The sequence below is a fragment of the Providencia sp. PROV119 genome (assembly GCF_028482435.1).
Classification (GTDB): domain Bacteria; phylum Pseudomonadota; class Gammaproteobacteria; order Enterobacterales; family Enterobacteriaceae; genus Providencia; species Providencia stuartii.
Genome location: NZ_JAMPQL010000008.1, coordinates 54,219 through 77,386, shown reverse-complemented (window position 1 = coordinate 77,386; position 23,168 = coordinate 54,219). Strand labels below are relative to the sequence as shown.

The following is a 23,168-nucleotide window of genomic DNA, read 5'->3' as shown; positions in this document are numbered from 1 at the left end:
GAGAAAAATGAGCCAAAATGTTTATCAATTTATCGACTTACAGCGTGTTGACCCGCCGAAGAAAACATTAAATGTTCGTAAGATTGAATTTGTGGAAATCTATGAACCTTTTAGCGCGATCCAAGCACAAACACAGGCAGATCGCTGCCTTTCATGCGGCAACCCATACTGTGAATGGAAATGCCCTGTACACAACTATATCCCTAATTGGTTAAAACTAGCGAATGAAGGGCGTATTATTGAAGCTGCTGAGCTTTCTCATCAAACCAACAGCTTGCCTGAGGTATGTGGTCGAGTGTGTCCTCAAGATCGCCTATGTGAAGGCGCATGTACCCTAAACGATGAGTTTGGTGCTGTCACTATTGGTAATATTGAGCGTTATATTAATGACACTGCCTTTGCAATGGGCTGGCGTCCCGATCTTTCCCATGTTGTGCCAGTCAATAAACGTGTTGCAATTATCGGGGCTGGCCCTGCTGGTCTCGCCTGTGCCGATGTTTTAGCGCGCAATGGTGTTCAAGCAACCGTGTATGATCGCCACCCTGAAATTGGGGGATTACTCACTTTTGGTATCCCTGCCTTCAAGCTCGAAAAAGAGATTATGTCTCGCCGTAGAGAGATTTTCACCGCTATGGGAATTGAGTTCAAACTGAATACGGAAATTGGCAAAGATCTGCCTTTAAGTGATTTGCTCAATGAATATGACGCCGTATTTATAGGTACAGGAACTTATCAATCAACTAAAGGGCAGCTAGCCAATGAAAATGCCCATGGCGTCCATGATGCCTTGCCGTATCTGATTGCCAATACGCGTCATTTAATGGGGTTTGAGGAGTTACAGGATGCACCTTATATCGACCTCAGCAATAAGCATGTTGTCGTGCTTGGTGGTGGTGATACTGCAATGGATTGTGTCCGTACTGCTATTCGGCAAGGTGCAAAAAGAGTTAGCTGCGCTTATCGTCGAGATGAAGCGAGTATGCCAGGGTCGCCTAGAGAGGTAAAAAATGCGCGTGAAGAAGGCGCTGAATTTTTATTTAATGTGCAGCCAGTCAGTATTGAAGTCGATCAACAAGGAAAAGTATGTGGTGTTAAGGTGGTGAAAACCAGTATGAGCACATCTAAAAATGGTCGTGCTCAAGCTGAAATCATTGAAGGGTCTGAGCATTTGCTCCCCGCAGATGCCGTGATCACCGCCTTTGGTTTTCGTCCACATGTTATGCCTTGGCTCGCAGATCACGATGTGCAACTCGATAATCAAGGGCGTATTATCGCGAGTCATGATGCGCTTTTGGCCTACCAGACTTCAAACCCCAAAATATTTGCAGGGGGGGATATTGTCCGAGGCTCTGATTTGGTTGTCACCGCAATCGCTGAAGGGCGTAAAGCTGCCGATGGTATTTTATGTTTTATGGGAGTCTAATTGCTAACGCCTTAGTAAGCGACCGATAGGCCGTAGTGATACCCCCTCCTAATGCCAGTCAGCTAAACTGACTGGCATTTTCTTGTCAGGATATTGATCGGATTTAGATTTATGGCTTATCCATGTATTGCAAAACACCGATTTTCGCGTTTTCTAGTTTGTTTCGTTTTCAACCTAAAGCTCATCTATCTCGCGAGTCAATCTCATCACACAAATACAAACCCATAAAAAATAGTGCGGTTCGATTTATCAATAGTCATGAGAGCCGCTATTTAATTATATTAGGAATGGTTATATAACGTTCATGACAAATATTGATGAGCGGCTTCGACTACTTATTAGTAATTTTAGCTGTATGTGTTTGTCCCATCTAAAATGCTACAGCACGATACTATTTTATCTAAGCCTTAAGCTTCGTTAAATGGCTATAGAGGGTAACTCGTCTCACTCACTGATAAGGGATAATAAAGTCTACAATTCATCAGACGCTTTCTTTTCTCGATAATATTTTTCAATTATGCGTAATTACGAATAAAACCATTTGTATAAAGATAATATCAATATACAAATGGCTATCTCGAAGTGATCGCCTAAATAGGTCACTGAGAGTGTTTATCGGCATGATTTAATCGCTATCTATACCGATTATGTTGAAATAAGTGACAATATTATTGATATTTATCTCACTCAACGAATAAAAGATCAGATCCACTCTCGTGATATCAGTTGGGATTATTATATTGATGCCCAAGATATATGTGATTTTTGACTAAGAAATATAACTGTAGAAGAGGCTAGATAAAGCCAAAGTAAAAGTAGCTTTCAGTAATTATACGTATCACCCAACATCGCTAGTTGAATTATTAAAAGGTTTATCTGGCTGGAAAATTGATGCTGTAGTTCTTCTTGAACGCGATAGCAAGCAGCTTACTGATTAACTGGGTAATATAAATTGGTGTATCTCAATTAATAAGGAGTGGACAGCATCACCGATGCTAGAAGTAAGTAGACTCAATCAGCAACACCATAAAAAAATCCGATATTATATTCCTTAATATCGGATTTTATATATTCAAAGGGTCATCAGCCATTTCGCCAATTTTTTCTTTATTGATCAGCGTCGAAGATGCTCTTCCCTCTATTTTTTAACCTAGATAACTTACCAACTATTTGATAACTCTGAGAGATGGCCTACCTTTAGGGGGTGGCGTTGGTTCATCATCCGATGCTGTAGATTCATCACTTGTCGGCTCTGATTCGTGAACTAACATGATGTTATCCGCTGGGTTATCTTCAACCACTTCTGGCTCACCTGATAATTGCTCTTCATAGGCTGTTTCAGGTTCGAACATCATGCCAGCCCCATTTTCACGAGAGTAGATAGCGATAATCGCAGCCATCGGAACATACACCTGACGAGGTACGCCACCAAATCGTGCGTTAAAACGTACTTCATCATTTGTGATCTCAAAATTACCAACTGCACGCGGCGCCACGTTCAAGACAATTTGCCCATCACGAACAAATTCCATTGGTACGTTGGTATTAGGAACGGAGACATCAACTACCAAATGCGGCGTCATATCGTTATCGAGCAGCCACTCGTAATGCGCGCGTAACAGATACGGGCGTCGAGGTGTCATTGGTGCCATTTCCATCATGACACTTAGCCTCGTGCCGAAAGACGCATTTCGCGCTCTAATTCAGTCAGTGAAGCCAAAAATGCGTCACGTTCAAAAACACGTTGCATATACATTTGCAGGTGCTTGCTGCTTGAAGGCTTCAGTTCAATACCCAATACAGGTAAACGCCATAATAGCGGTGCTAAATAGCAATCAACGAGACTGAACTCTTCGCTCATAAAGAAAGGCATTTCAGCAAAAACGGGTGACACCGCAATCAGCTCTTCAGCTAATTGGCGACGCGCGTTATCGGCTTCCTGTGCACTTCCCTTCTCAATTTTGTACATCAGAGAATACCAGTCTTTTTCAATGCGATGCATCAGTTGACGGCTAGTACCACGCGCAACTGGATAAACAGGCATTAATGGAGGATGAGGGAAACGCTCATCAAGGTATTCCATGATGATATGTGGGTCATATAGGGTCAGATCACGGTCAACAAGAGTAGGAACACTCTGGTATGGGTTTAGATCAATCAGATCTTGAGGCAGATGACCTTGTTCGACATGTTCAATCTCAACGCTAACCCCTTTCTCAGCCAAAACGATACGGACTTGATGACTAAAGATGTCGGTTGGCCCTGAAAATAATGTCATTACCGAACGTTTGTTAGGAGCGACAGCCATTAAAACCTCCAAGTTGCATAAAAATGAACTAAACTGTAATAAGTTTTTTAATAATTACGAGCCCGCTCATTTTAAAATCCCCTGTGCTAAAACTTTCATTTATCCATATTGAAAGCCAGCACAACCCTCTCGCAATAATGCTGCGAGAAATAAGAAAATAAAAAGCAGTCGCATATTCTAGCAGATTTTGTGCAACTTAGGGGGATGTTGATGAAAAAATCATAACTAAATGTCTTTTAAGACAAATAAAAACATAAAAAATAGAGCATTAACATACTTAATGAAAACTTATTAGCATATAAACCTTGAAGTTAACTCTAAAGTTATCACTTTCAGAAAGAAAATGGTTTTTCTCAAAAGTGAGTAAATTACCTAAAGATCAGCAACTGAGACTAACAATATACTGTTTGCATAATTTTTATATGCAATAGATTTATATTAGCGAATCACTTACCCTTTTTCACCACAATAAATAATATTCAGTCTCTTCCAGCCTAAAAAGATAAAGCGTTACAACATATTGGATACCATTCCCCTAAAAGATCCGCTCCCCCACAACGATAAATTCAAGACAATAAAAAACCCGCCATAAAGACGGGTTTTGTCATCAATTTTATGCCCAAAGGGCAACAAATTAACGTTTGGAGAACTGTGGACGACGACGTGCTTTGCGTAGACCAACTTTTTTACGTTCAACAGAACGCGCATCACGGGTAACGAAACCAGCTTTACGCAGATCAGAACGAAGAGTCTCATCATAAGCCATCAGTGCACGAGTGATACCGTGACGGATTGCGCCTGCCTGACCTGAAATACCACCACCTTTAACAGTGATGTACAGATCCAGTTTTTCCAACATTTCAACCAACTCTAGCGGCTGACGAACGACCATGCGCGCAGTTTCGCGGCCAAAGTACTGTTCCAGTGTACGCTGATTGATTGTGATGTTACCGCTACCTGGCTTAATGAAGACACGAGCGGAAGAGCTTTTGCGGCGACCAGTGCCGTAGTATTGATTTTCAGCCATTGCCTATAATCCCGATTAAATGTCAAGAACTTGCGGTTGTTGTGCCGCGTGGTTGTGCTCGTTACCTGCGTAAACTTTCAGTTTACGGTACATTGCACGACCCAGAGGCCCTTTTGGCAACATGCCTTTAACCGCGATTTCAATCACACGCTCAGGACTGCGAGCAATCATTTCTTCGAAAGTCGCTTGCTTAATTCCACCTACATGGCCTGTATGGCGATAGTAGATTTTGTCTTCGCGCTTATTGCCGGTAACAGCAATTTTTTCTGCATTCAGAACGATGATATAATCACCAGTATCCACGTGCGGAGTATATTCCGCTTTATGCTTACCGCGCAGACGGCGAGCCAATTCAGTTGCAAGACGACCTAAAGTTTTGCCATCTGCATCAACAACGTACCAGTCGCGTTTTACGGTCTCTGGTTTAGCTGTAAAAGTTTTCATTAAAACTTACCCAATATTGAAGTTACACGTTGGTGAACACTCATGTTCATAAGCTTTGTGAGGTTCACACGACTCTTGTCCAGCAAACCTACCCCTTCGAGCAGCCTAGCCGGCATTATGCGATATTTCTTGGGAAATAAGAAAATATCGCTGTAACGTGGGGTCGCAAGATTATAGAGAAGTCAGCAATAAAAATCGACCCCAAAACACATTTTTTTTCACCACGCGGTGAACTGCGTCTTTTTTGTGCGAATAGCATGCCGGTATTTAATCGACTTAAGCCAAATGCGGGATCTTTAAATACTCTTCGCTTTGCATTTCCTGTAAACGAGAAAGGCAGCGCTGATATTCAAAGGCTAATAAATTACCTTGGTAAAGCGATTCCATCGGCACCTGTGCGTTAATGATCAACTTAACCTTACGCTCATAAAACTCATCCACTAACGCCAAAAATCGCCGTGCTGCATTTTCTTGTTTGGAATCTAACGCTGGCACATCATATAAAATGACAGTGTGATAACAATTGGCTAGATAAATATAGTCATTTTGGCTACGAGGCTCATCACACAATGTTTTAAAACCAATCGCAAGTACCCCTTCTGCGCTGCTGATAGCCTGCATTTTGCGATGATTCACTTCTAATACAGGTTGTTGTTCGCCTTGCTTACCTGCCAGCTTCACGAAAATTTCATTGAGATGCTGGCGATTTTCTTCATTTATTGGAGAGAGGAAAAGATGAGCCTGAGTTAATGTTCTTAGCCGATAATCAACCCCAGCATCAACATTCATCACTTCACAATATTTTTTAATTTGTTCAATTGCAGGTAGAAAACGAGCGCGTTGCAGACCATTACGATACAGCTCATCAGGGATAATATTGGATGTCGCAATAAGCGTGATGCCTCGGGCAAATAGCCCCTCAAGCAATGTGCCTAAAATCATCGCATCCGTGATATCAGAAACAAAAAACTCGTCAAAACAAAGGACATCCGTCTGTTTTTTAAACTCATCAGCAATAATATCTAGCGGGTTTTCTTGACCTTGCAGAGCCATCAAGTCTTCTTGGACTTTTTTCATAAACCGATGAAAATGCAAACGAAGTTTCCGGTTTCCCGGTAAACTTTCATAAAACATATCCATAAGCCAAGTTTTACCTCGGCCAACTCCCCCCCACATGTATAACCCTTGTACAGGTTCAGTCACAGCAGCATGCTTTTTGCCTAGTAGACGTTCTAAGCGCATTTTCAACCCAGAAGGCTTTTCCTTTTGTTCATTTGAAGAGGATGACGCGATCAGTTGCTGATAAATTTCATCTAAACGCTCTACAGCACGTTTTTGTACGTCATCAGGCTGGTAGTGACCTTCAGCAAGAGCCTGCTGATAACGCATAGTAGGAGACATCGGCGACATTAACTGAATAATCCTTAAAAAATTTTCGGTTTTTTTACCGTTATATGGTATACACTGCCCTTATTATAACCAGATTCATTTATTATTTAACGTCTAGTTAACGAATGCTAAATAGAGTAAGGAATTTCACCTTAGTATTCCACTCTTTAGTGATTAACAGGTATAGTTATAGGTAGCCAAGCTTAATTTCTGCGAACAGTGAAGTAAACGAAGGAGTCAGCATGACCTGGGAGTATGCACTAATTGGATTAGTTATTGGTTTCATCATCGGCGCATTAGTTGTCCGTTATGGGAACCCAAAACTTCGTCAACAAAAAACAGCACAAGCTGAATTAGACAAGAAAAACACTGAGCTAGAAGAGTACCGTAAGGAGCTAGTCGGTCATTTTGCTCGCAGTGCAGAATTACTTGATAATATGGCTCGTGATTATCGTCAGCTATATCAGCATATGGCTCAAAGCTCATCTGAGTTAATGCCAGATATGCCAGCGCAAGATAACCCGTTCAATTATCGCTTAACAGAATCAGAAGCGGATAATGACCAAGCACCCGTCAAAATGCCACCAAGAGATTATTCCGATGGGGCATCAGGGTTATTCCGTCCTATTGACGAAAAAGAGAAGTAATTATTCATTTATGCTCTAAAGTATTTGAGGGGCAGCGCGCGAACAATAGCTTCATCCAGCAAGCTGCAACTTAAAATATAACGAGTCGAACCACCAGCAAAGCAATTTGCTGGTGGATACCAAATATCATTTTCTATTTACACTAAACCAACGAGTTTGCTGCTGTAAATTAATCAGTTAACTCTATTTCACAATATATCGTTTCATATTAAATATTTCTTTTTATTTCAAAACTGTATAGAAATTAAGTCCTCATCTACAATACATGTAAATAGATGTAAAATAATGGATAACCGCTACCCGTTGTATGAACTTTTGCGCATAATCCATGGTCATAGTTATCAGTAAAATCAAATCTGATATGAGAAAAATATCCTGATTGGTGTAGCAAGGCTACAACCTGATAAATTTTATTCTTGAGAGAATCTACGGAATGATGAAAAGAAAAAATTTCTTTCTCACTGCAGTCGCAATGAGCCTAGGGTTATCCCTTTCAATTTTACCTTCAATTAGCAGTGCTGCTTTGCCTGCGACATTACCAGCAACGGCACAAAGCCAAAATATGCCAAGCTTGGCACCTATGCTTGAAAAAGTACTGCCAGCGGTGGTGAATATCCATGTTTCTGGTACGCGCGTTCAAAATCAGCAGATCCCAGAAGAATTAAAATTCTTCTTTGGCCCAAATATCCCTTCACAACAACAAAGTGTTAGGCCATTTGAGGGCTTAGGCTCCGGCGTTATTATTGACGCACAACAAGGCTACATTTTAACGAATAATCACGTGATTGATGGCGCGGATAAGATCCAAATCCAACTGAATGATGGGCGTGAAATTGATGTCAAACTCATTGGTAAAGACGCGCAAACCGATATTGCGTTACTGAAAATCACCAATGCGAAAGATATCAAAAACCTTACCGCCGTTAGCATGGCAGATTCAGATAAACTCCGTGTTGGTGACTTTGCCGTTGCCGTTGGTAACCCATTTGGTTTAGGGCAAACAGCGACTTCAGGTATCATTTCGGCACTGGGTCGTAGTGGTTTAAACCTTGAAGGGTTAGAAAACTTTATCCAAACCGATGCTTCTATCAACCGCGGTAACTCCGGTGGTGCTCTGGTTAACTTAAACGGTGAATTGATTGGTATCAATACCGCAATCTTAGCTCCGGGCGGTGGTAACATCGGTATCGGCTTCGCTATCCCAAGTAATATGGCGAAAAACCTCAGTGAGCAGTTAATTAAGCACGGTGAAGTAAGACGCGGTATTTTGGGTATTAAAGGCACCGAAATGAATTCAGATATTGCTAAAGCCTTTAATATCGATGCTCAACGCGGCGCATTCGTCAGTGAAGTTCTGCCTAAATCTTCTGCCGCAAAAGCAGGCATTAAATCAGGCGACGTCCTCGTGTCTGTTGATGGTAAACGTATCAACAGCTTTGCTGAGCTGAGAGCCAAAATTGGTACTAGCCAGATTGGTAAAGAGATCACGATTGGTTTGATCCGTTCAGGAAAACCAATGGATGTTAAAGTGGTTTTAGAAAACAATGAAGGCGAAGCCACTAAAGCGGAAAAACTGAGTGAATCATTACTTGGTGCAACATTATCTAACGCAACAGTTAATAACACCAAAGGTGTACAGATCGATAACGTAACACCTAAATCACCAGCAGCGGCTGTCGGTTTAGTGAAAGGTGACCTCATTTACGGTGTAAACGATGTTCGTGTCGAAACCATCGAACAGTTCCGTAAAGTCATTGATGCTAAACCACCAGTACTTGCTATGAAGGTTCTGCGTGGTGGTGAAACCTTATATCTGTTGATGAAAAACTAATTAGCCCTCTGTACTTCGAGTGAATGTCGGTTACATATGGCTTCCTTTAACTCGAAATATTTAGAGCGTTACACAAAATTGTTGTAAAAGATCAAAACAGGTACAGGACAAACTGCTGTGCCTGTTTTTTTATGTTATGCTCAAGTTCCCTTTATTAACATCAACAACCTGAATAATTCGATATCTTATGGTGAAAAAGCTTATCTGGGCAGCAATGCTAGGCCTATTAATCGCTATGATTATTATCGTTGCGGTTCCTTCCCTACGTCCTCAAGGCTTAGCAGATTTGCTTTATGGTAAAATAGATAGCGAACCTGTCAGTTATAATAAGGCTGTGCGTAAAGCCGCTCCAGCCGTTGTTTATGTTTATAGCAGCTCAAAAGGCAGTTTTTCTCAATCAGGTCGCGAATTGAAATCACTTGGCTCGGGTGTGATCATGAGTTCAAATGGCTATATCATCACCAATAAGCATGTGGTTGATAACCCTGATCAAATCTTAGTCGCCTTACAGGATGGCTCTATTTTTGATGCGCTATTAGTTGGCTCGGATGCTCTGACTGATTTAGCTGTACTAAAAATTGATGCAGAAAATCTTCCCGTTATCCCAATTAATAAATTCCGCGTCACCCATGTAGGCGATGTCGTGCTCGCTATCGGCAACCCATATAATATTGGTCAAACCGTCACCCAAGGGATTATCAGTGCAACAGGTCGTGTAGGGTTAAGCTCCACTCGGAGGCAAAACTTTTTACAAACCGATGCATCGATTAATTCAGGTAATTCAGGGGGAGCTTTGATTAATAGCGAAGGAGAGCTTGTCGGTATTAACACGCTTTCGTTCAGTGCAGGCCAAGGGGTTAGTTCAGAAGGCCTAAGTTTTGCTATCCCAACAGCACTGGCTACAAAAATTATGGAAAAACTGATCCGTGATGGGCGTGTGATCCGAGGTTATATTGGGATCACCGCACGTGAATTACCGCAAATTAGAACCAACAACAACAATATCGATCAGATTAAAGGTTTGCGCGTTTTCCAAGTTGCTCCCAATGGCCCAGCGGCTAAATCCGGCATTCTCCAAGGGGATATTATTTTATCCGTCGATAATAAGCCTGCAATATCAGCCGCTGAAACGATGGACTTAGTGGCAGAGATCCGCCCCGGTAGCAAAGTACCAGTAAAAATCTTACGTGATGGTGAAGTAAAAGATGTCGATGTGATCATCGAAGAGATACCTGAAGGGCAAGCGGGCTAGGCTATTTTCTGAGAGTCTCCCCCACAGCAATACAAAAAAAAGTTGTTCAATTTGAACAACTTTTTATGTTTATCTTATCGCTCTCATCCACGAATTAATCGTCAGATTTGATCCGTTCGATATTCGCGCCTAAACCACGCAGCTTATCTTCAATATGCTCATATCCGCGGTCGATATGATAGATACGATCAACCGTTGTAGTACCTTCCGCGATACAACCTGCAATGACTAAGCTTGCTGATGCACGCAAATCTGTCGCCATGACTTGTGCTCCAGTTAGCTTTTCCACACCATGGCATAACACAGTATTACTTTCGATTTCAGCATGCGCGCCCATACGAATTAATTCAGGAATATGCATGAAACGATTTTCAAAAATTGTTTCTGTGATCATCCCTGCACCCTCAGCCACTAAATTCAATAGGCTAAATTGAGCCTGCATATCTGTTGGGAAGCCAGGATGCGGTGCAGTACGCAAAGTAACCGCTTTAGGGCGTTTGCCTTGCATATCAAGACTGATCCAATCTTCGCCTACCTCAATTTTAGCACCTGCTTCGCGCAGCTTCGCCAAAACGGCATCTAGTGTATCTGGACGAGCGTTACGGCAAACCACTTTCCCTTTTGAAACTGCTGCTGCAATAAGGAAAGTACCTGTTTCAATACGATCAGGCAGTACACGATAGGTACCACCACCTAGGCGCTCAACCCCTTCAATAACAATGCGGTCAGTACCAGCACCGGTAATTTTGGCACCTAATGTATTTAAGAAATTAGCCGTATCTTCAATTTCTGGCTCGCGAGCGGCATTCTCAATAGTTGTCGTGCCCTCAGCTAATGTTGCCGCGGTCATAATAGTCACCGTAGCGCCAACACTCACTTTATCCATGACAATACAAGCGCCTTTTAAACGCCCATCAACCGTCGCTTTCACATAGCCGTCTTCTAGGATAATGTGCGCGCCGAGCTGCTCTAAGCCTGAGATATGTAGGTCAACAGGACGAGCGCCAATCGCGCAGCCTCCCGGTAAAGAAACTTCCCCGTGACCAAAACGAGCGACTAGCGGTGCGAGAGCCCAAATGGAAGCACGCATGGTTTTGACCAGATCATAAGGTGCACAGTATTCAGTGACATTTCTGGCATCAACATAAATGGAACCATTACGTTCAACTTTCGTTCCGAGTTGATTCAGCAGCTTAATCGTTGTATCGATATCCCTAAGCTTAGGTACATTTTGGATCTCTACCGGCTCTTCAGCCAACAGCGCAGCGAACAGAATTGGTAATGCGGCATTTTTCGCACCAGAAATTGTTACCTCACCTTCTAAGCGGGTAGGCCCTTTAACTAAAAATTTATCCATTCGGTTACTCTCGTATTCACACTCGCCATACTTCAAGTTGCGGATGTAATCGACTTCCTTAGTCCAGTGGCTTGCTAGAACTTCCTTTTATTGAGCGACGACAGGCAACGTGAAATATTTGGAGTATAGATTTTAAATACTGTTCGCGGATTTTTTATCAAAAACCGTTTAGCTTGCGGTCGCGAGCCCACTCTGCTGGGGTATATGCTTTTATTGAAAGCGCATGAATACGATTATCCGCGATATACTCCATTAAAGGGGCATAAACAGCTTGTTGCTGTTTGACTCTGCTCATATTTTCAAACATGGCACCGACGGCAATAACCTGAAAGTGGCTGCCATCACCATTAACAATTACCTCATCCAGAGATAGCTTATCCATCAATACTTGTTTTATTTCGTTGGGTTCCATATATGACTCAATTTTATAATCATTGGTTACGGGTATAAATAGACGTCTATCCTAAAGGATCCGTCACAATTCTTAAACCAAAGAAAACGCCTCTGGTGCACAAAAACACGCAGAGGCGCCTTTCTTTACACAAACTGACCTTAACTTAGCAATAATGACTTAACACCATAAAGCTCCATCAAGGTTGTTAGATTATCACTCATACCGACTATCTTCAGTGAGCGTTTTTCTGTTGCCAATTCGCCTTTTAGGCGCACTAGCATTGCTAGCCCTGTTGAATCAACGTGTTCCAAGCCCGAAACATCGATTTGCTCAACCTCAGCAAGTAATGATTTTCGCTTTTCCCAGAACACCAGCAAAGAGTCTCGGCCTAATGTGCCGGACAGTAACAATGCCGATGATGACTTTTCCCACGTAAGATCATGACTCATTTGACTATTTCTCTTCCAGCGTAATAGGTGCTTTCGCACTGATTTCTAACTGTTTTGTTAAGCCATCAATGCCTTGTTTACGCAGGATATCACCCCATTCGTTTTGTTTGGTCGTGATCATACTGACGCCCTCTGCAATCATATCATAGGCCTGCCAGTTACCTGTTTTACTGTTTTTGCGCCATTGGAAATCAAGGCGTACTGGTGGACGGCCATTTGGATCTATGATGGTGACTCGAATAGCAACAATGTTTTTATTCCCAATAGGTTGCTCTGGTGCTATCTGATAAGTTTGACCATGGTACATCGCGAGTGCTTGACCATAAACTTGCTCAAGATACGCTTCGAAAGCAGTAAAGTAAGCGTCACGCTGCGCAGGCGTCGCGTTCTTGTAGTAAGTGCCTAAGACTAAAGCCCCTGCATATTTAATTTGTACATATGGCAATAATTCTTCACGAACAATAGTTCTCAGGTAGTTAGGGTCTTTACGAATTTGCGGCTGCTCATTCTTTAAACGGGTAAAGGTTTTTTCAGCCGCTTCATCCATCAGCTTATACGGGTTGGTTTGATCTATCGCCATTGCAAATGGTGCAATCGCTAACATTGCTATCATCATTAAGCGCTTAAACATAAGTTATTCCTTCTAAATTCGTCTTAACATCGAATCAATTAGCAGCAGGAGCAGGTTGAGATTCAGCGCCTTGGCTATCGCCGCTCTTATACAAGAATTGACCTATCAAATCCTCTAAAACCATCGCAGGTTTGGTATCTTCAATACGTCCACCATCTTTCAATAATTCTGCATCGAGACCTTCACCATAGGGCCCGATATTCATCGCAATATATTGCTCACCGAGTAAGCCGGAAGTACGAATAGATAATGAGCTGGTATCAGGAATATTATTATATTCACTTAGTAGGTCAATTTTAACATCAGGCACATAGGTCTCTTTGTTAAGCGTAATGCTAGCAACGCGCCCAATCACAACGCCCCCCACTTTCACTGGGGAACCTTCTTTTAAGCCACCAATATTTTCAAAAGAGGCCGAAATCTGATAAGTCGATTGGCTACCGAGCGATTTTATATCCGCCACTTTTAGGCACAGAAAAATAATTGCCGCAATCGCTAGCAATATAAAACAACCTACCCATACTTCACTTTTTTTACTTTGCATGACTTAGTTCCCAAACATCAGTGCTGTAAGTACAAAATCTAGACCAAGAACCGCTAACGATGCATGGACCACGGTTCGTGTTGTCGCTTGGCTAATCCCTTCCGATGTTGGGATAGCGTCATAGCCGTTGAACAACGCAATCCAAGTCACCGTTATGGCAAACACTAAGCTCTTGATAAAGCAATTTACAATGTCCATCCGCCAATCAACGGAGGATTGCATTGAGGCCCAAAAGAACCCTTCATCAATCCCTTTCCAATCAACGCCAACCAATGCACCACCTAGGATACCTACTGCAACAAATATCAGTGATAGCAATGGCATGCTAATAAAACCAGCCCAAAAACGCGGTGCTATCACTCGACGAAGAGGATCCACCGCCATCATTTCAAGGCTAGAAATTTGTTCTGTTGCTTTCATTAAGCCAATTTCAGCCGTCAATGCTGAGCCTGCCCGCCCTGCAAACAAAAGGGCTGTCACAACCGGACCAAGTTCACGCAACAAAGATAGTGCCACCATCATACCAAGGCTGGCTTCCGCGCTAAACGTTGTCAGAACTAAATAGCCCTGTAACCCAAGCACCATACCAATAAATAGCCCTGAGACAGCAACAATCAAGAGTGATTGCACACCAACAGCATATAACTGCTTAATTAATAATGGCCACTGCTTGGAAAACTCAGGTTTCCCAATTAATGAGCGAAATAGCATATAACCCGCTCGCCCAAAGGCCGAAAAAATTTCAATCCACCGACGTCCGAGGGCAGCAATTGCCTCTACTATCATCTTATTTTACCCTAATAAATCAGCCAGATAATCATTGGCGGGGAAACGGAACGGTACAGGCCCGTCAGCAATACCATCTAAAAACTGCCTAACACGCGGGTCTTGGTTGTTACGTAGTTCATCCCCCGTTCCTTTCGCAATCACATGCTGCTGAGCCACAATATAGGCTTTATCCGCAATGCTCAGTACTTCAGGAACATCATGAGAAACCACAACACAAGTCACGCCTAACGCCTGATTAAGCTCATCAATCAATTTGACCAAAACTCCCATCGTAATGGGGTCTTGCCCAACGAAAGGCTCATCAAACATGATCAGTTCAGGATCAAGTGCAATCGCTCGAGCTAGTGCAGCTCGTCTTGCCATCCCGCCTGATAACTCTGAAGGCATCAATTTCGCAGCACCACGCAAACCAACCGCCTCTAGTTTCATCATCACCGTTGTGTGGATCAATGACTCGGGTAAGTTGGTATGTTCACGCAGCGGAAATGCGACGTTATTGAACACATTCATATCCGTAAACAGCGCACCAGACTGGAAAAGCATGCTCATCTTTTTACGCGACTGGTACAATTTTGAACGTGATAACGCTGGAATATTATCACCATCAAACCAAATTTCACCTTGTTCTGGGCGTAACTGACCACCAATGAGACGTAATAAGGTGGTTTTACCAATCCCTGAAGGCCCCATAATTGCCGTTATCTTACCGCGTGGTACGGTTAGGTTAATATCCTCGAATATTTTCCGACTACCACGGGTAAAAGACATGTTACGTACTTCAATTAAGTTGTCTGTCTGTGCTTGCATTTGTTTGATAGCTCATTACACCATGAATTTTGTCTTTTAGACGCACCAAGAGCACGATCTTACAGAAAGATAAACCGAAAATCGTCTAATATCGCATCTGATTGTATTTATAGTATTATAACGTTCGAAATATTTCTGTTGATGTTCAAAATGTGTATTTATATAACTAAAGGGAACATAAAACAGTTCAACGACTTATAATTAACCAGATTTTTACGCAATTAAAGCAGATAGCTCTTAGACTTTAAAAATTTGTTATCGTTTGAGAATACTAAAGTTTATCATCTTTTATTTGGTTTATGATGCTAATAAATGCAAAGCGCTCTTTGACTTAAGTTTTTGTTAATCACAACACCGTTAGTATTCATTAAAGTACAATGAATATTCGACTAATTTGACAAAGCACTTACTGATAGTAAGTATTCGTTATACAATTCGCGCTCGCTAATCCGATTAACTGAAAAGCTACGCATGGAACAGAAAATGTCAAACATCGATTTTCAGCAAGTAGGCAAAGAAGTTCTCCATATCGAAAGTGAAGGCCTAAAAAACTTAGAACAATATATCAACGATGACTTTACTCACGCTTGCCAGCGCATTTTTGCCTGCCAAGGGAAGGTTGTTGTGATGGGCATGGGGAAATCGGGACATATTGGGCGAAAAATTGCAGCAACATTAGCCAGCACAGGTACCCCTTCTTTCTTTGTTCACCCCGGAGAAGCCAGCCATGGTGACTTAGGGATGATCACTAATAAAGATATTGTATTGGCGATTTCTAATTCAGGAGAGTCAAGTGAGATCCTTGCGCTGCTGCCTGTTTTAAAGCGAATTAAAGTTCCGCTGATCTGTATGACCAATAATCCCAATAGCAGTATGGGCAAATATGCAGATATCCATCTATGCATCAAAGTACCAAAAGAAGCTTGCCCACTGGGACTTGCACCAACCACCAGTACAACAGCAACGCTGGTAATGGGGGATGCTTTAGCTATTGCGCTACTGACGGCAAGAGGCTTTACGCCAGAAGATTTCGCCCTTTCCCACCCAGGTGGCGCACTAGGGCGCAAACTTTTACTACTAGTTCGTGATTTAATGAACGTTGGCGATGATATTCCGCATATTCCTCAAACAGCAACGTTACGTGAAGCTTTAATTGAGATTACTCGCAAAAAATTGGGTATGACGGTTATTTGTGATGACGAAATGAATATTGCTGGTATTTTTACCGACGGTGATTTGCGTCGTATTTTCGACATGGGCATCGATCTTAATAATGCCAAAATCGCCGATGTAATGACCCGTGGTGGAATTAGAGTGTCACAGAATATGCTAGCAGTAGAAGCACTCAACCTAATGCAGTCTAAACATATTACTTCGTTAATGGTTGCTGAAGGTAATAAATTAGTGGGTGTCTTGCATATGCACGACCTCTTACAAGCAGGCGTGGTATAAAAAGGAATGATTATGGATCCGCACTATCAGGATACCTGTTATGGCCCAGTCGCCGAGACAGTATTGCAGAAAGCCGCTAAAGTTAAATTATTAATCTGTGATGTCGATGGCGTTATGTCTGACGGACTGATTTATATGGGTAATAACGGCGAAGAACTCAAAGCCTTCAATGTCCGTGATGGATACGGTATTCGCTGCTTACTCACCTCTGGTATCGAAGTGGCGATTATCACCGGTCGAAAAGCCAAATTGCTTGAAGATCGCGCGAAGACATTAGGGATTACATATCTTTACCAAGGTCAAAGCGATAAGCTTTTGGCGTATCATGAACTGTTAGATACACTGAAGATAACAGAAGAAGAAGCGGCCTATATTGGGGATGACCTTATTGATTGGCCTGTTATGGCAAAAGTTGGGCTATCGGCAGCGGTTGCTGATGCACATCCATTATTACTACCAAAGGCAGATTACGTCACACGTCTTGGTGGGGGTAAAGGGGCGGTACGTGAACTTTGCGACCTCATCCTTCTAGCGCAAAATAAACTGGAAGAAGCTAAAGGCTTATCGATTTAAAGAATAAAGACACCCATGAGTAACGCTAAAAAGTGGTTAATTATCCTGTTATCATTGATAGCACTTGGTCTGATCGGCTGGAACCTTGCCGGTCTTGACACAGACACGCCCACAAACAGTGTCCTTGATAACAGCCAACCTAATTATCAAACCGATGATTCAGTGACATTTGTCTATAATCCAGCGGGTGATTTGGCCTATAAATTAGTATCAGATAAAATTGATAATTATACGGCTGAAAAAATCACTTGGTTTGCTAACCCTGTTTTAACAACATACAACGAAGTCGGTGTACCCACTTGGACTGTACGGGCGCTAAAAGCCAAGTTAACAAATGATAGAGTGCTCTATCTGTATAACGATGTACAGGCCGATAGTTTAAGCCCGGATTCCCAAATCCAACGGATTTCAACCCAAAGTGCCGTCGTTAACCTGATAACACAAGATGTTTCATCAGATGACAAAGTCACTATTATCGGGCAAGGCCTTAATTCTACCGGTCTAAAAATGCGCGGTAACCTGCGCTCAAGAACCGCAGAGTTAATTGAAGATGTAAAAACACATTACGTGCTACAAAAAGAAGAGCAAAAAAATGAATCAAGTAAATAAAAAGCGTTTTATTCAAGGAGCCGTTGCCAGCGCAATTTTTGCTCTTAGCGTACCAGCTTCTGCATTAAAAACTGACACGCAACAGCCAATGACGATTAATTCAGTCAAGCAATCCCTTGATTTAGAAAAAAATGTCACCACATTTACTGATGATGTCGTTATTAAGCAAGGCTCTATTGATATCCGAGCAAATAAGGTGGTTGTGACGCGCCCTAGCAGTAATTCAGATAAAATTACGATAGAAGCGTTTGGTAACCCAGTGACCTTCTATCAATTACAAGATGATGGTAAGCCAATTAAAGGCCGAGCGTCAAAAGCACGCTATGAGGTAGATAAAGAGCTCCTCACATTAACTGGCAATGCTTATCTTGAGCAGTTAGACAGTAATATTAAAGGTGATAAGATCACCTATATCGTGCCAACGCAGCAAATGGAAGCGTTTAGTGACAAAGGGAAACGTGTCACGACAGTATTATTGCCATCACAGCTACAAGAAAAAGGCCCAGCGGCAAACAACGGAAAGAGTAAATAATCGTTATGGCGACATTAACCGCAGAGAATCTGGCAAAAGCCTATAAAAAACGCAAGGTCGTTGAAGATGTTAGCCTTGAGGTGAAATCTGGCGAAATTGTTGGTCTTTTAGGCCCTAATGGTGCGGGAAAAACGACCACCTTTTATATGGTCGTCGGCATCGTCCAGCGGGATGCAGGCAAAATTACCATTGATGGTGAAGATATTAGTCTCCTTCCGCTTCATGAACGTGCGCGCCGTGGTATTGGCTATCTTCCTCAAGAGGCGTCGATTTTCCGTCGTTTGAGTGTTTATGATAATCTAATGGCAGTGCTAGAAATACGCCATGACCTCAACACTGAGCAACGCAAAGAGCGTGCAGAAGAGTTAATGGAAGAATTTAGCATTACCCATTTGCGTGATAGCATTGGCCAATCGTTGTCTGGTGGGGAACGTCGCCGCGTAGAGATTGCTCGTGCATTAGCAGCAAACCCGAAATTTATTCTATTAGATGAACCGTTTGCAGGTGTTGACCCGATTTCGGTATTAGATATTAAAAAAATTATCCAACATTTACGTGATTATGGCTTAGGAGTACTCATCACTGACCATAACGTACGTGAAACGCTCGATGTTTGTGAAAGAGCCTATATTGTCAGTCAAGGGCACTTAATTGCTCATGGCACACCTGAAATGATCCTAGAAAACGAACAAGTAAAACGGGTATATTTAGGGGAAGGTTTCCGGTTGTAAGTCATTGGTTAAGCATTCAATTGAGGTGGAGATAAAAGCACATTCATGAAGCAAAGTTTGCAGCTCAGAATCAGTCAACAACTTGCAATGACTCCTCAATTGCAACAGGCTATCCGTCTGTTGCAACTTTCTACGCTTGAGCTACAACAAGAGATCCAACTCGCCCTAGAAACTAACCCGCTTCTGGAACAAGAAGAAAACGCCTCTGACTTAGACTCCCTTGATAGTCTCGATATTCATACTGACAGCAGTGAAATCGATACTAAAGATGCCCTTGAAAAAGGTGATATGCCAGATGAGCTTCCTTTGGATGCGAATTGGGATGAAATTTATACTGCGGGTACGCCATCGGGTACAAATAATGACTATAGCTTTGATGAGTTACCCGTCTATCAAGGGGAAACCACACAAACGCTGCAAGACTATTTGTTATGGCAATCTGAATTAACGCCTTTTACAGACACAGACAGAGCGATTGCTACCGCGATTATTGACTCAATTGATGATTCTGGCTATCTGACAACGCCAATAAAAGAGATCCACGAAGGTATCAATAACCCAGATATCACACTTGAAGAAGTGGTCGCTGTTTTAAAACGCATTCAGCATTTTGATCCGCTTGGTGTGGCAGCACAAGATCTGAAAGAGTGCTTATTGATCCAGCTATCCCTTTACCCAAAAGGTACTGACGGGCTAGATGAGGCTCGGTTGATTATTAGTCAACATATTGATTTACTGGCTAATCGTGATTTTCGCCAGCTCAGTAAACTCACCCGTCTAAAAGAGGATGCTTTAAAAACCGCTATTGACCTGATATTGACGTTGAACCCTAAACCGGGCCAATCTATCAATACCGGAGAGTCGGAATATGTTATTCCCGATGTTTTGGTGAAAAAAATCAACGGGCACTGGCAAGTTGAATTAAATACAGATAGCATCCCTAAATTAGGTATCAATAATCACTATGCTTCTTTGATAAAAGATTCCGTGAACGAAAGTGATTCACAATATATTCGTAGTCACTTACAAGATGCCAAATGGCTGATAAAAAGCTTAGAAAGCCGTAATGAAACTTTGTTAAAAGTGGCGACTTGTATTGTAGAACAACAACAAGAATTCTTTGAGTTCGGTGAAGAGTACATGAAACCCATGATATTGGCAGATATTGCTTATCAGGTGGATATGCACGAATCAACGATTTCGAGAGTGACAACTCAAAAGTTTCTCCATAGCCCGCGAGGAATTTTCGAGTTGAAGTATTTTTTCTCTAGCCACGTCAGTACCGATACAGGAGGTGAAGCCTCTTCAACGGCAATACGTGCGTTAGTGAAAAAACTGGTTGCTGCTGAAAACCCAGCAAAACCATTAAGTGACAGTAAATTGACAAGCATGCTAGCCGAACAGGGCATTCAGGTTGCACGTCGAACTGTCGCTAAGTACCGTGAATCGTTATCTATTCCGCCCTCAAACCAACGCAAACAGTTGGTTTAATTGATAAAATAAGGAAGGTTGTATGGAATTTCAGATTACTGGACACAATATTGAAGTCACCCCTGCATTACGTGAAACTGTTGAGAAAAAGATCAGAAAATTGGAACAATTGTTTGATCGCATTAACGGTATTCAAGTCATTCTGAAAGTTGAAAAAGTTCAGCAAATTGCTGAAGCAACTGTGCAGGTTAATGGTGCTGAACTCCATGCGTCAGCGGAAGAAAGTGATATGTACGCTGCAATTGACCAACTGGTAGACAAACTGTCACGCCAATTAACTAAACATAAAGAAAAACTGAGACAACACTAATACATTTATGGTGAAATCACAGGTTGATTTCAGGCCTTCACCAGACCTTCAATGTTTAGTGGCGGTCATTAGGGATTGTAAAAATAAGCGTCGAAAGCCAAACGGTTGGTTTTCAACGTATGAAACAATGCGAACAACAGTATGCGTTCTCAGTTTGTTAACAACAATCCCAAATCATACTGTGGTGTATAACTAATAAATGGCTTAAACCAGATGGTGGCATACACCATCTGGTTTTGTAGTCCTAAGTGAACAATAAAATGAACAGTGATATAGAAATCCAATTAAGCGCCGTATTATCTTCAGCTTGTACACGCAATAACCTTACTTGTACTAGTAAAAAAAGAGCACTTGAGATTATTAGTGAACTGGCTGCCGCAGAGTTGGGATTAGCGGAAAACACGGTATTTGAAGCTTTACTCACCAGAGAAAAAGTAGGAACAACAGGTATTGGCGGAGGAATCGCCATCCCTCACGGCAAGCTAGCAGAAGGTGAACATACACAAGCTGTTGGTGTTTTTTTGCATCTGGAAGAGCCAATCGCCTTCGATGCCATTGATAACCAACCTGTTGATCTGCTTTTTGCGCTATTAGTGCCCGCAGATCAGTGTAAAACGCATCTACACACTTTATCATTAATCGCGAAAAAATTAGCCGACAAATCTCTTTGTAAGCGTCTGAGATCGGCACAAAGCGATGCAGAGTTATATAGTATTATTACTGAGTAGCCTATAATTAAATAACTTCGTCATCACAGGGTTACATGTCTATGAAATTTTGATATTTTCTATATAGCTGTACTGACATAGACTGTGATGTTCTGATAAGTAAGCAAACGATCTATTCAACTATCGGGGTCCTATGATCACCGAAAAGAAACAAAAGGGAGTTAGCTCATGGTGCTGATGATTGTCAGCGGCCGTTCCGGTTCGGGAAAATCCGTTGCCTTACGTGCGCTGGAAGATATGGGTTTCTATTGTGTGGATAACCTGCCGGTTGTGCTGCTTCCAGAACTGGCCAATTCACTCGCAGATCGTAATATTTCAGCTGCTGTGAGCATTGATGTGCGTAATATGCCTGACAACCCAGAAATCTTTGAAGAGGCTTTAGGTAGATTACCTTCTAGCTTTTCGCCGCAATTGCTATTTCTGGATGCCGATCGCAACACATTAATTCGCCGCTATAGTGATACTCGTAGATTACATCCACTTTCGAGCAAAAACTTGTCACTTGAAAGTGCTATCGATGAAGAAAATGAGCTTTTAGAGCCTTTACGGTCACGCGCTGATTTAGTGATTGATACCTCAGAAATGTCAGTCCATGAATTAGCCGAGATGCTCAGAACGCGTTTGATGGGTAAACGTGAACGAGAGCTAACCATGGTATTCGAATCTTTTGGTTTCAAACATGGTATTCCTATCGATGCAGACTATGTTTTCGATGTGCGCTTTTTACCGAACCCACATTGGGATCCGAAATTGCGCCCAATGACAGGCCTCGATCGCCCTGTTGCCGCATTCCTCGATAGGCACACAGAGGTACACAACTTTATTTATCAAACACGTAGCTACCTTGAATTATGGCTGCCTATGCTTGAGACCAATAACCGTAGTTACCTCACGGTGGCAATCGGCTGTACCGGAGGGAAACACCGTTCGGTCTATGTCGCTGAGCAATTAGCTGATTACTTCCGTTCTCGTGGTAAGAATGTACAATCTCGCCACAGAACCCTAGAAAAACGCAAGTAATGACCTTAAAAGCGACAATCACATTAAAAAACCGGCTTGGTATGCATGCTAGGCCGGCAATGTTACTTTATGAATTAGTTAAAAAATTTAACTCTAAGGTTATTTTACGCAATAATAATCAGATTGAGGCTGAGGCCGATAGCGTTATTGCGATGTTGATGTTAGACTCAGAGCAAGGAAGTACCATTGATATTGAGGTTAGCGGCCCTGATGAGGATCAGGCTTTATCCGCGATTATTAACCTGTTCGAAAGTGGATTTGATGAAAGCTAGTATAATCCACCATTTATTTATGAACTAAATATCAATAATTTTACAAGTATTGGCTCAAAGATCGTGATCATGATCTCTTCCTTTTGGAGCTTGAAGAGCCTAATATTTTATACAATTTTATCACAGCGACACCCCCTACCTTATTGGGTGGGGGGTGT

26 protein-coding genes are annotated in these 23,168 nt (G+C 42.1%); 14 read left to right on the top strand and 12 right to left on the bottom strand.

Annotation, left to right across the window (positions count from 1 at the left end):
* Positions 1-7 precede the first annotated feature (7 nt).
* On the top strand, positions 8-1,423 hold the full coding sequence (locus tag PSF11_RS09675; RefSeq protein WP_072502764.1) for an FAD-dependent oxidoreductase: 1,416 nt from the start codon (positions 8-10) through the stop codon (positions 1,421-1,423).
* 1,166 nt (positions 1,424-2,589) lie between these two features.
* On the opposite strand, the gene sspB is transcribed toward PSF11_RS09675, so the two are convergent.
* The 5 genes from sspB to zapE form a co-directional block, all read right to left on the bottom strand.
* A complete protein-coding gene (sspB, locus tag PSF11_RS09670; protein ID WP_014657579.1) occupies positions 2,590-3,081 on the bottom strand; it encodes a ClpXP protease specificity-enhancing factor in 492 nt (163 codons plus the stop codon).
* Positions 3,082-3,089: 8 nt separating this feature from the next.
* Complete coding sequence (gene sspA / locus PSF11_RS09665) at positions 3,090-3,731, bottom strand: stringent starvation protein SspA (RefSeq protein WP_004925425.1); 642 nt, start codon at positions 3,729-3,731, stop codon at positions 3,090-3,092.
* Positions 3,732-4,365: 634 nt separating this feature from the next.
* Positions 4,366-4,758, bottom strand: a complete 393-nt coding sequence (gene rpsI, locus PSF11_RS09660) for a 30S ribosomal protein S9 (RefSeq protein WP_004258235.1) — start codon at positions 4,756-4,758, stop codon at positions 4,366-4,368.
* Between the two features lie 15 nt (positions 4,759-4,773).
* Positions 4,774-5,202, bottom strand: a complete 429-nt coding sequence (rplM, locus tag PSF11_RS09655; RefSeq protein ID WP_004925433.1) for a 50S ribosomal protein L13 — start codon at positions 5,200-5,202, stop codon at positions 4,774-4,776.
* A 276-nt stretch (positions 5,203-5,478) separates the two neighbouring features.
* A complete protein-coding gene (gene zapE / locus PSF11_RS09650) occupies positions 5,479-6,612 on the bottom strand; it encodes a cell division protein ZapE (protein ID WP_072502763.1) in 1,134 nt (377 codons plus the stop codon).
* A 221-nt stretch (positions 6,613-6,833) separates the two neighbouring features.
* Between zapE and zapG the strand changes: the two genes are divergently transcribed.
* The 3 genes from zapG (at position 6,834) to degS (ending at position 10,321) form a co-directional block, all read left to right on the top strand.
* Positions 6,834-7,238 (top strand): Z-ring associated protein ZapG, encoded by a 405-nt coding sequence (zapG, locus tag PSF11_RS09645; RefSeq protein WP_004925439.1) that lies wholly within the window; start codon positions 6,834-6,836, stop codon positions 7,236-7,238.
* Between the two features lie 436 nt (positions 7,239-7,674).
* On the top strand, positions 7,675-9,069 hold the full coding sequence (locus tag PSF11_RS09640) for a Do family serine endopeptidase (RefSeq protein ID WP_164457004.1): 1,395 nt from the start codon (positions 7,675-7,677) through the stop codon (positions 9,067-9,069).
* A gap of 187 nt (positions 9,070-9,256) precedes the next feature.
* Positions 9,257-10,321 carry an outer membrane-stress sensor serine endopeptidase DegS gene (gene degS / locus PSF11_RS09635; RefSeq protein WP_004925447.1) on the top strand — a complete coding sequence of 355 codons (1,065 nt, stop codon included), beginning with the start codon at positions 9,257-9,259 and terminating at the stop codon, positions 10,319-10,321.
* A gap of 94 nt (positions 10,322-10,415) precedes the next feature.
* On the opposite strand, the gene murA is transcribed toward degS, so the two are convergent.
* From murA to mlaF, 7 genes are all read right to left on the bottom strand, one after another.
* On the bottom strand, positions 10,416-11,678 hold the full coding sequence (gene murA / locus PSF11_RS09630) for a UDP-N-acetylglucosamine 1-carboxyvinyltransferase (RefSeq protein WP_004925449.1): 1,263 nt from the start codon (positions 11,676-11,678) through the stop codon (positions 10,416-10,418).
* A 157-nt stretch (positions 11,679-11,835) separates the two neighbouring features.
* Positions 11,836-12,090, bottom strand: a complete 255-nt coding sequence (gene ibaG / locus PSF11_RS09625) for a BolA family iron metabolism protein IbaG (RefSeq protein ID WP_004925453.1) — start codon at positions 12,088-12,090, stop codon at positions 11,836-11,838.
* Between the two features lie 140 nt (positions 12,091-12,230).
* Positions 12,231-12,521 carry a lipid asymmetry maintenance protein MlaB gene (gene mlaB / locus PSF11_RS09620; protein WP_004925456.1) on the bottom strand — a complete coding sequence of 97 codons (291 nt, stop codon included), beginning with the start codon at positions 12,519-12,521 and terminating at the stop codon, positions 12,231-12,233.
* Positions 12,522-12,525: 4 nt separating this feature from the next.
* A complete protein-coding gene (gene mlaC, locus PSF11_RS09615) occupies positions 12,526-13,152 on the bottom strand; it encodes a phospholipid-binding protein MlaC (RefSeq protein WP_004925458.1) in 627 nt (208 codons plus the stop codon).
* Positions 13,153-13,186: 34 nt separating this feature from the next.
* Entirely contained in the window at positions 13,187-13,696 is a 510-nt protein-coding gene (mlaD, locus tag PSF11_RS09610; RefSeq protein WP_004925461.1) for an outer membrane lipid asymmetry maintenance protein MlaD, read from the bottom strand.
* A 3-nt stretch (positions 13,697-13,699) separates the two neighbouring features.
* On the bottom strand, positions 13,700-14,482 hold the full coding sequence (gene mlaE, locus PSF11_RS09605) for a lipid asymmetry maintenance ABC transporter permease subunit MlaE (protein ID WP_004925463.1): 783 nt from the start codon (positions 14,480-14,482) through the stop codon (positions 13,700-13,702).
* 6 nt (positions 14,483-14,488) lie between these two features.
* Complete coding sequence (gene mlaF, locus PSF11_RS09600) at positions 14,489-15,292, bottom strand: phospholipid ABC transporter ATP-binding protein MlaF (RefSeq protein WP_004925466.1); 804 nt, start codon at positions 15,290-15,292, stop codon at positions 14,489-14,491.
* Positions 15,293-15,775: 483 nt separating this feature from the next.
* On the opposite strand from mlaF, the gene kdsD reads away from it, so the two are divergent.
* The 10 genes from kdsD to npr all read left to right on the top strand — a co-directional run bounded on the left by kdsD (position 15,776) and on the right by npr (position 23,010).
* Complete coding sequence (gene kdsD / locus PSF11_RS09595; RefSeq protein ID WP_014657575.1) at positions 15,776-16,744, top strand: arabinose-5-phosphate isomerase KdsD; 969 nt, start codon at positions 15,776-15,778, stop codon at positions 16,742-16,744.
* Between the two features lie 12 nt (positions 16,745-16,756).
* Entirely contained in the window at positions 16,757-17,317 is a 561-nt protein-coding gene (kdsC, locus tag PSF11_RS09590; RefSeq protein ID WP_014657574.1) for a 3-deoxy-manno-octulosonate-8-phosphatase KdsC, read from the top strand.
* A gap of 15 nt (positions 17,318-17,332) precedes the next feature.
* On the top strand, positions 17,333-17,926 hold the full coding sequence (lptC, locus tag PSF11_RS09585; RefSeq protein ID WP_004925475.1) for an LPS export ABC transporter periplasmic protein LptC: 594 nt from the start codon (positions 17,333-17,335) through the stop codon (positions 17,924-17,926).
* Positions 17,910-18,458, top strand: coding sequence for a lipopolysaccharide ABC transporter substrate-binding protein LptA (gene lptA / locus PSF11_RS09580; protein ID WP_004925478.1), 549 nt, complete (start codon positions 17,910-17,912; stop codon positions 18,456-18,458). The genes lptC and lptA overlap by 17 nt, the downstream gene beginning before the upstream one ends.
* A 5-nt stretch (positions 18,459-18,463) precedes the next feature.
* A complete protein-coding gene (gene lptB / locus PSF11_RS09575; RefSeq protein WP_004925481.1) occupies positions 18,464-19,189 on the top strand; it encodes an LPS export ABC transporter ATP-binding protein in 726 nt (241 codons plus the stop codon).
* A gap of 45 nt (positions 19,190-19,234) precedes the next feature.
* Positions 19,235-20,680: an RNA polymerase factor sigma-54 gene (gene rpoN / locus PSF11_RS09570; RefSeq protein ID WP_072502762.1), complete on the top strand. Its 1,446-nt coding sequence runs from the start codon at positions 19,235-19,237 to the stop codon at positions 20,678-20,680.
* A 22-nt stretch (positions 20,681-20,702) separates the two neighbouring features.
* The gene (gene hpf, locus PSF11_RS09565) at positions 20,703-20,990 is read left to right on the top strand and encodes a ribosome hibernation promoting factor (RefSeq protein ID WP_004925485.1); all 288 of its coding nucleotides are present in this window, start codon (positions 20,703-20,705) and stop codon (positions 20,988-20,990) included.
* 260 nt (positions 20,991-21,250) lie between these two features.
* Positions 21,251-21,718 (top strand): PTS IIA-like nitrogen regulatory protein PtsN, encoded by a 468-nt coding sequence (gene ptsN, locus PSF11_RS09560; RefSeq protein ID WP_272682757.1) that lies wholly within the window; start codon positions 21,251-21,253, stop codon positions 21,716-21,718.
* Between the two features lie 168 nt (positions 21,719-21,886).
* Complete coding sequence (gene rapZ, locus PSF11_RS09555) at positions 21,887-22,738, top strand: RNase adapter RapZ (RefSeq protein ID WP_004925493.1); 852 nt, start codon at positions 21,887-21,889, stop codon at positions 22,736-22,738.
* Positions 22,738-23,010: a PTS phosphocarrier protein NPr gene (gene npr / locus PSF11_RS09550; protein WP_004925495.1), complete on the top strand. Its 273-nt coding sequence runs from the start codon at positions 22,738-22,740 to the stop codon at positions 23,008-23,010. Before rapZ ends, npr begins: the two co-directional genes overlap by 1 nt.
* The last annotated feature ends 158 nt before the right edge of the window (positions 23,011-23,168 follow it).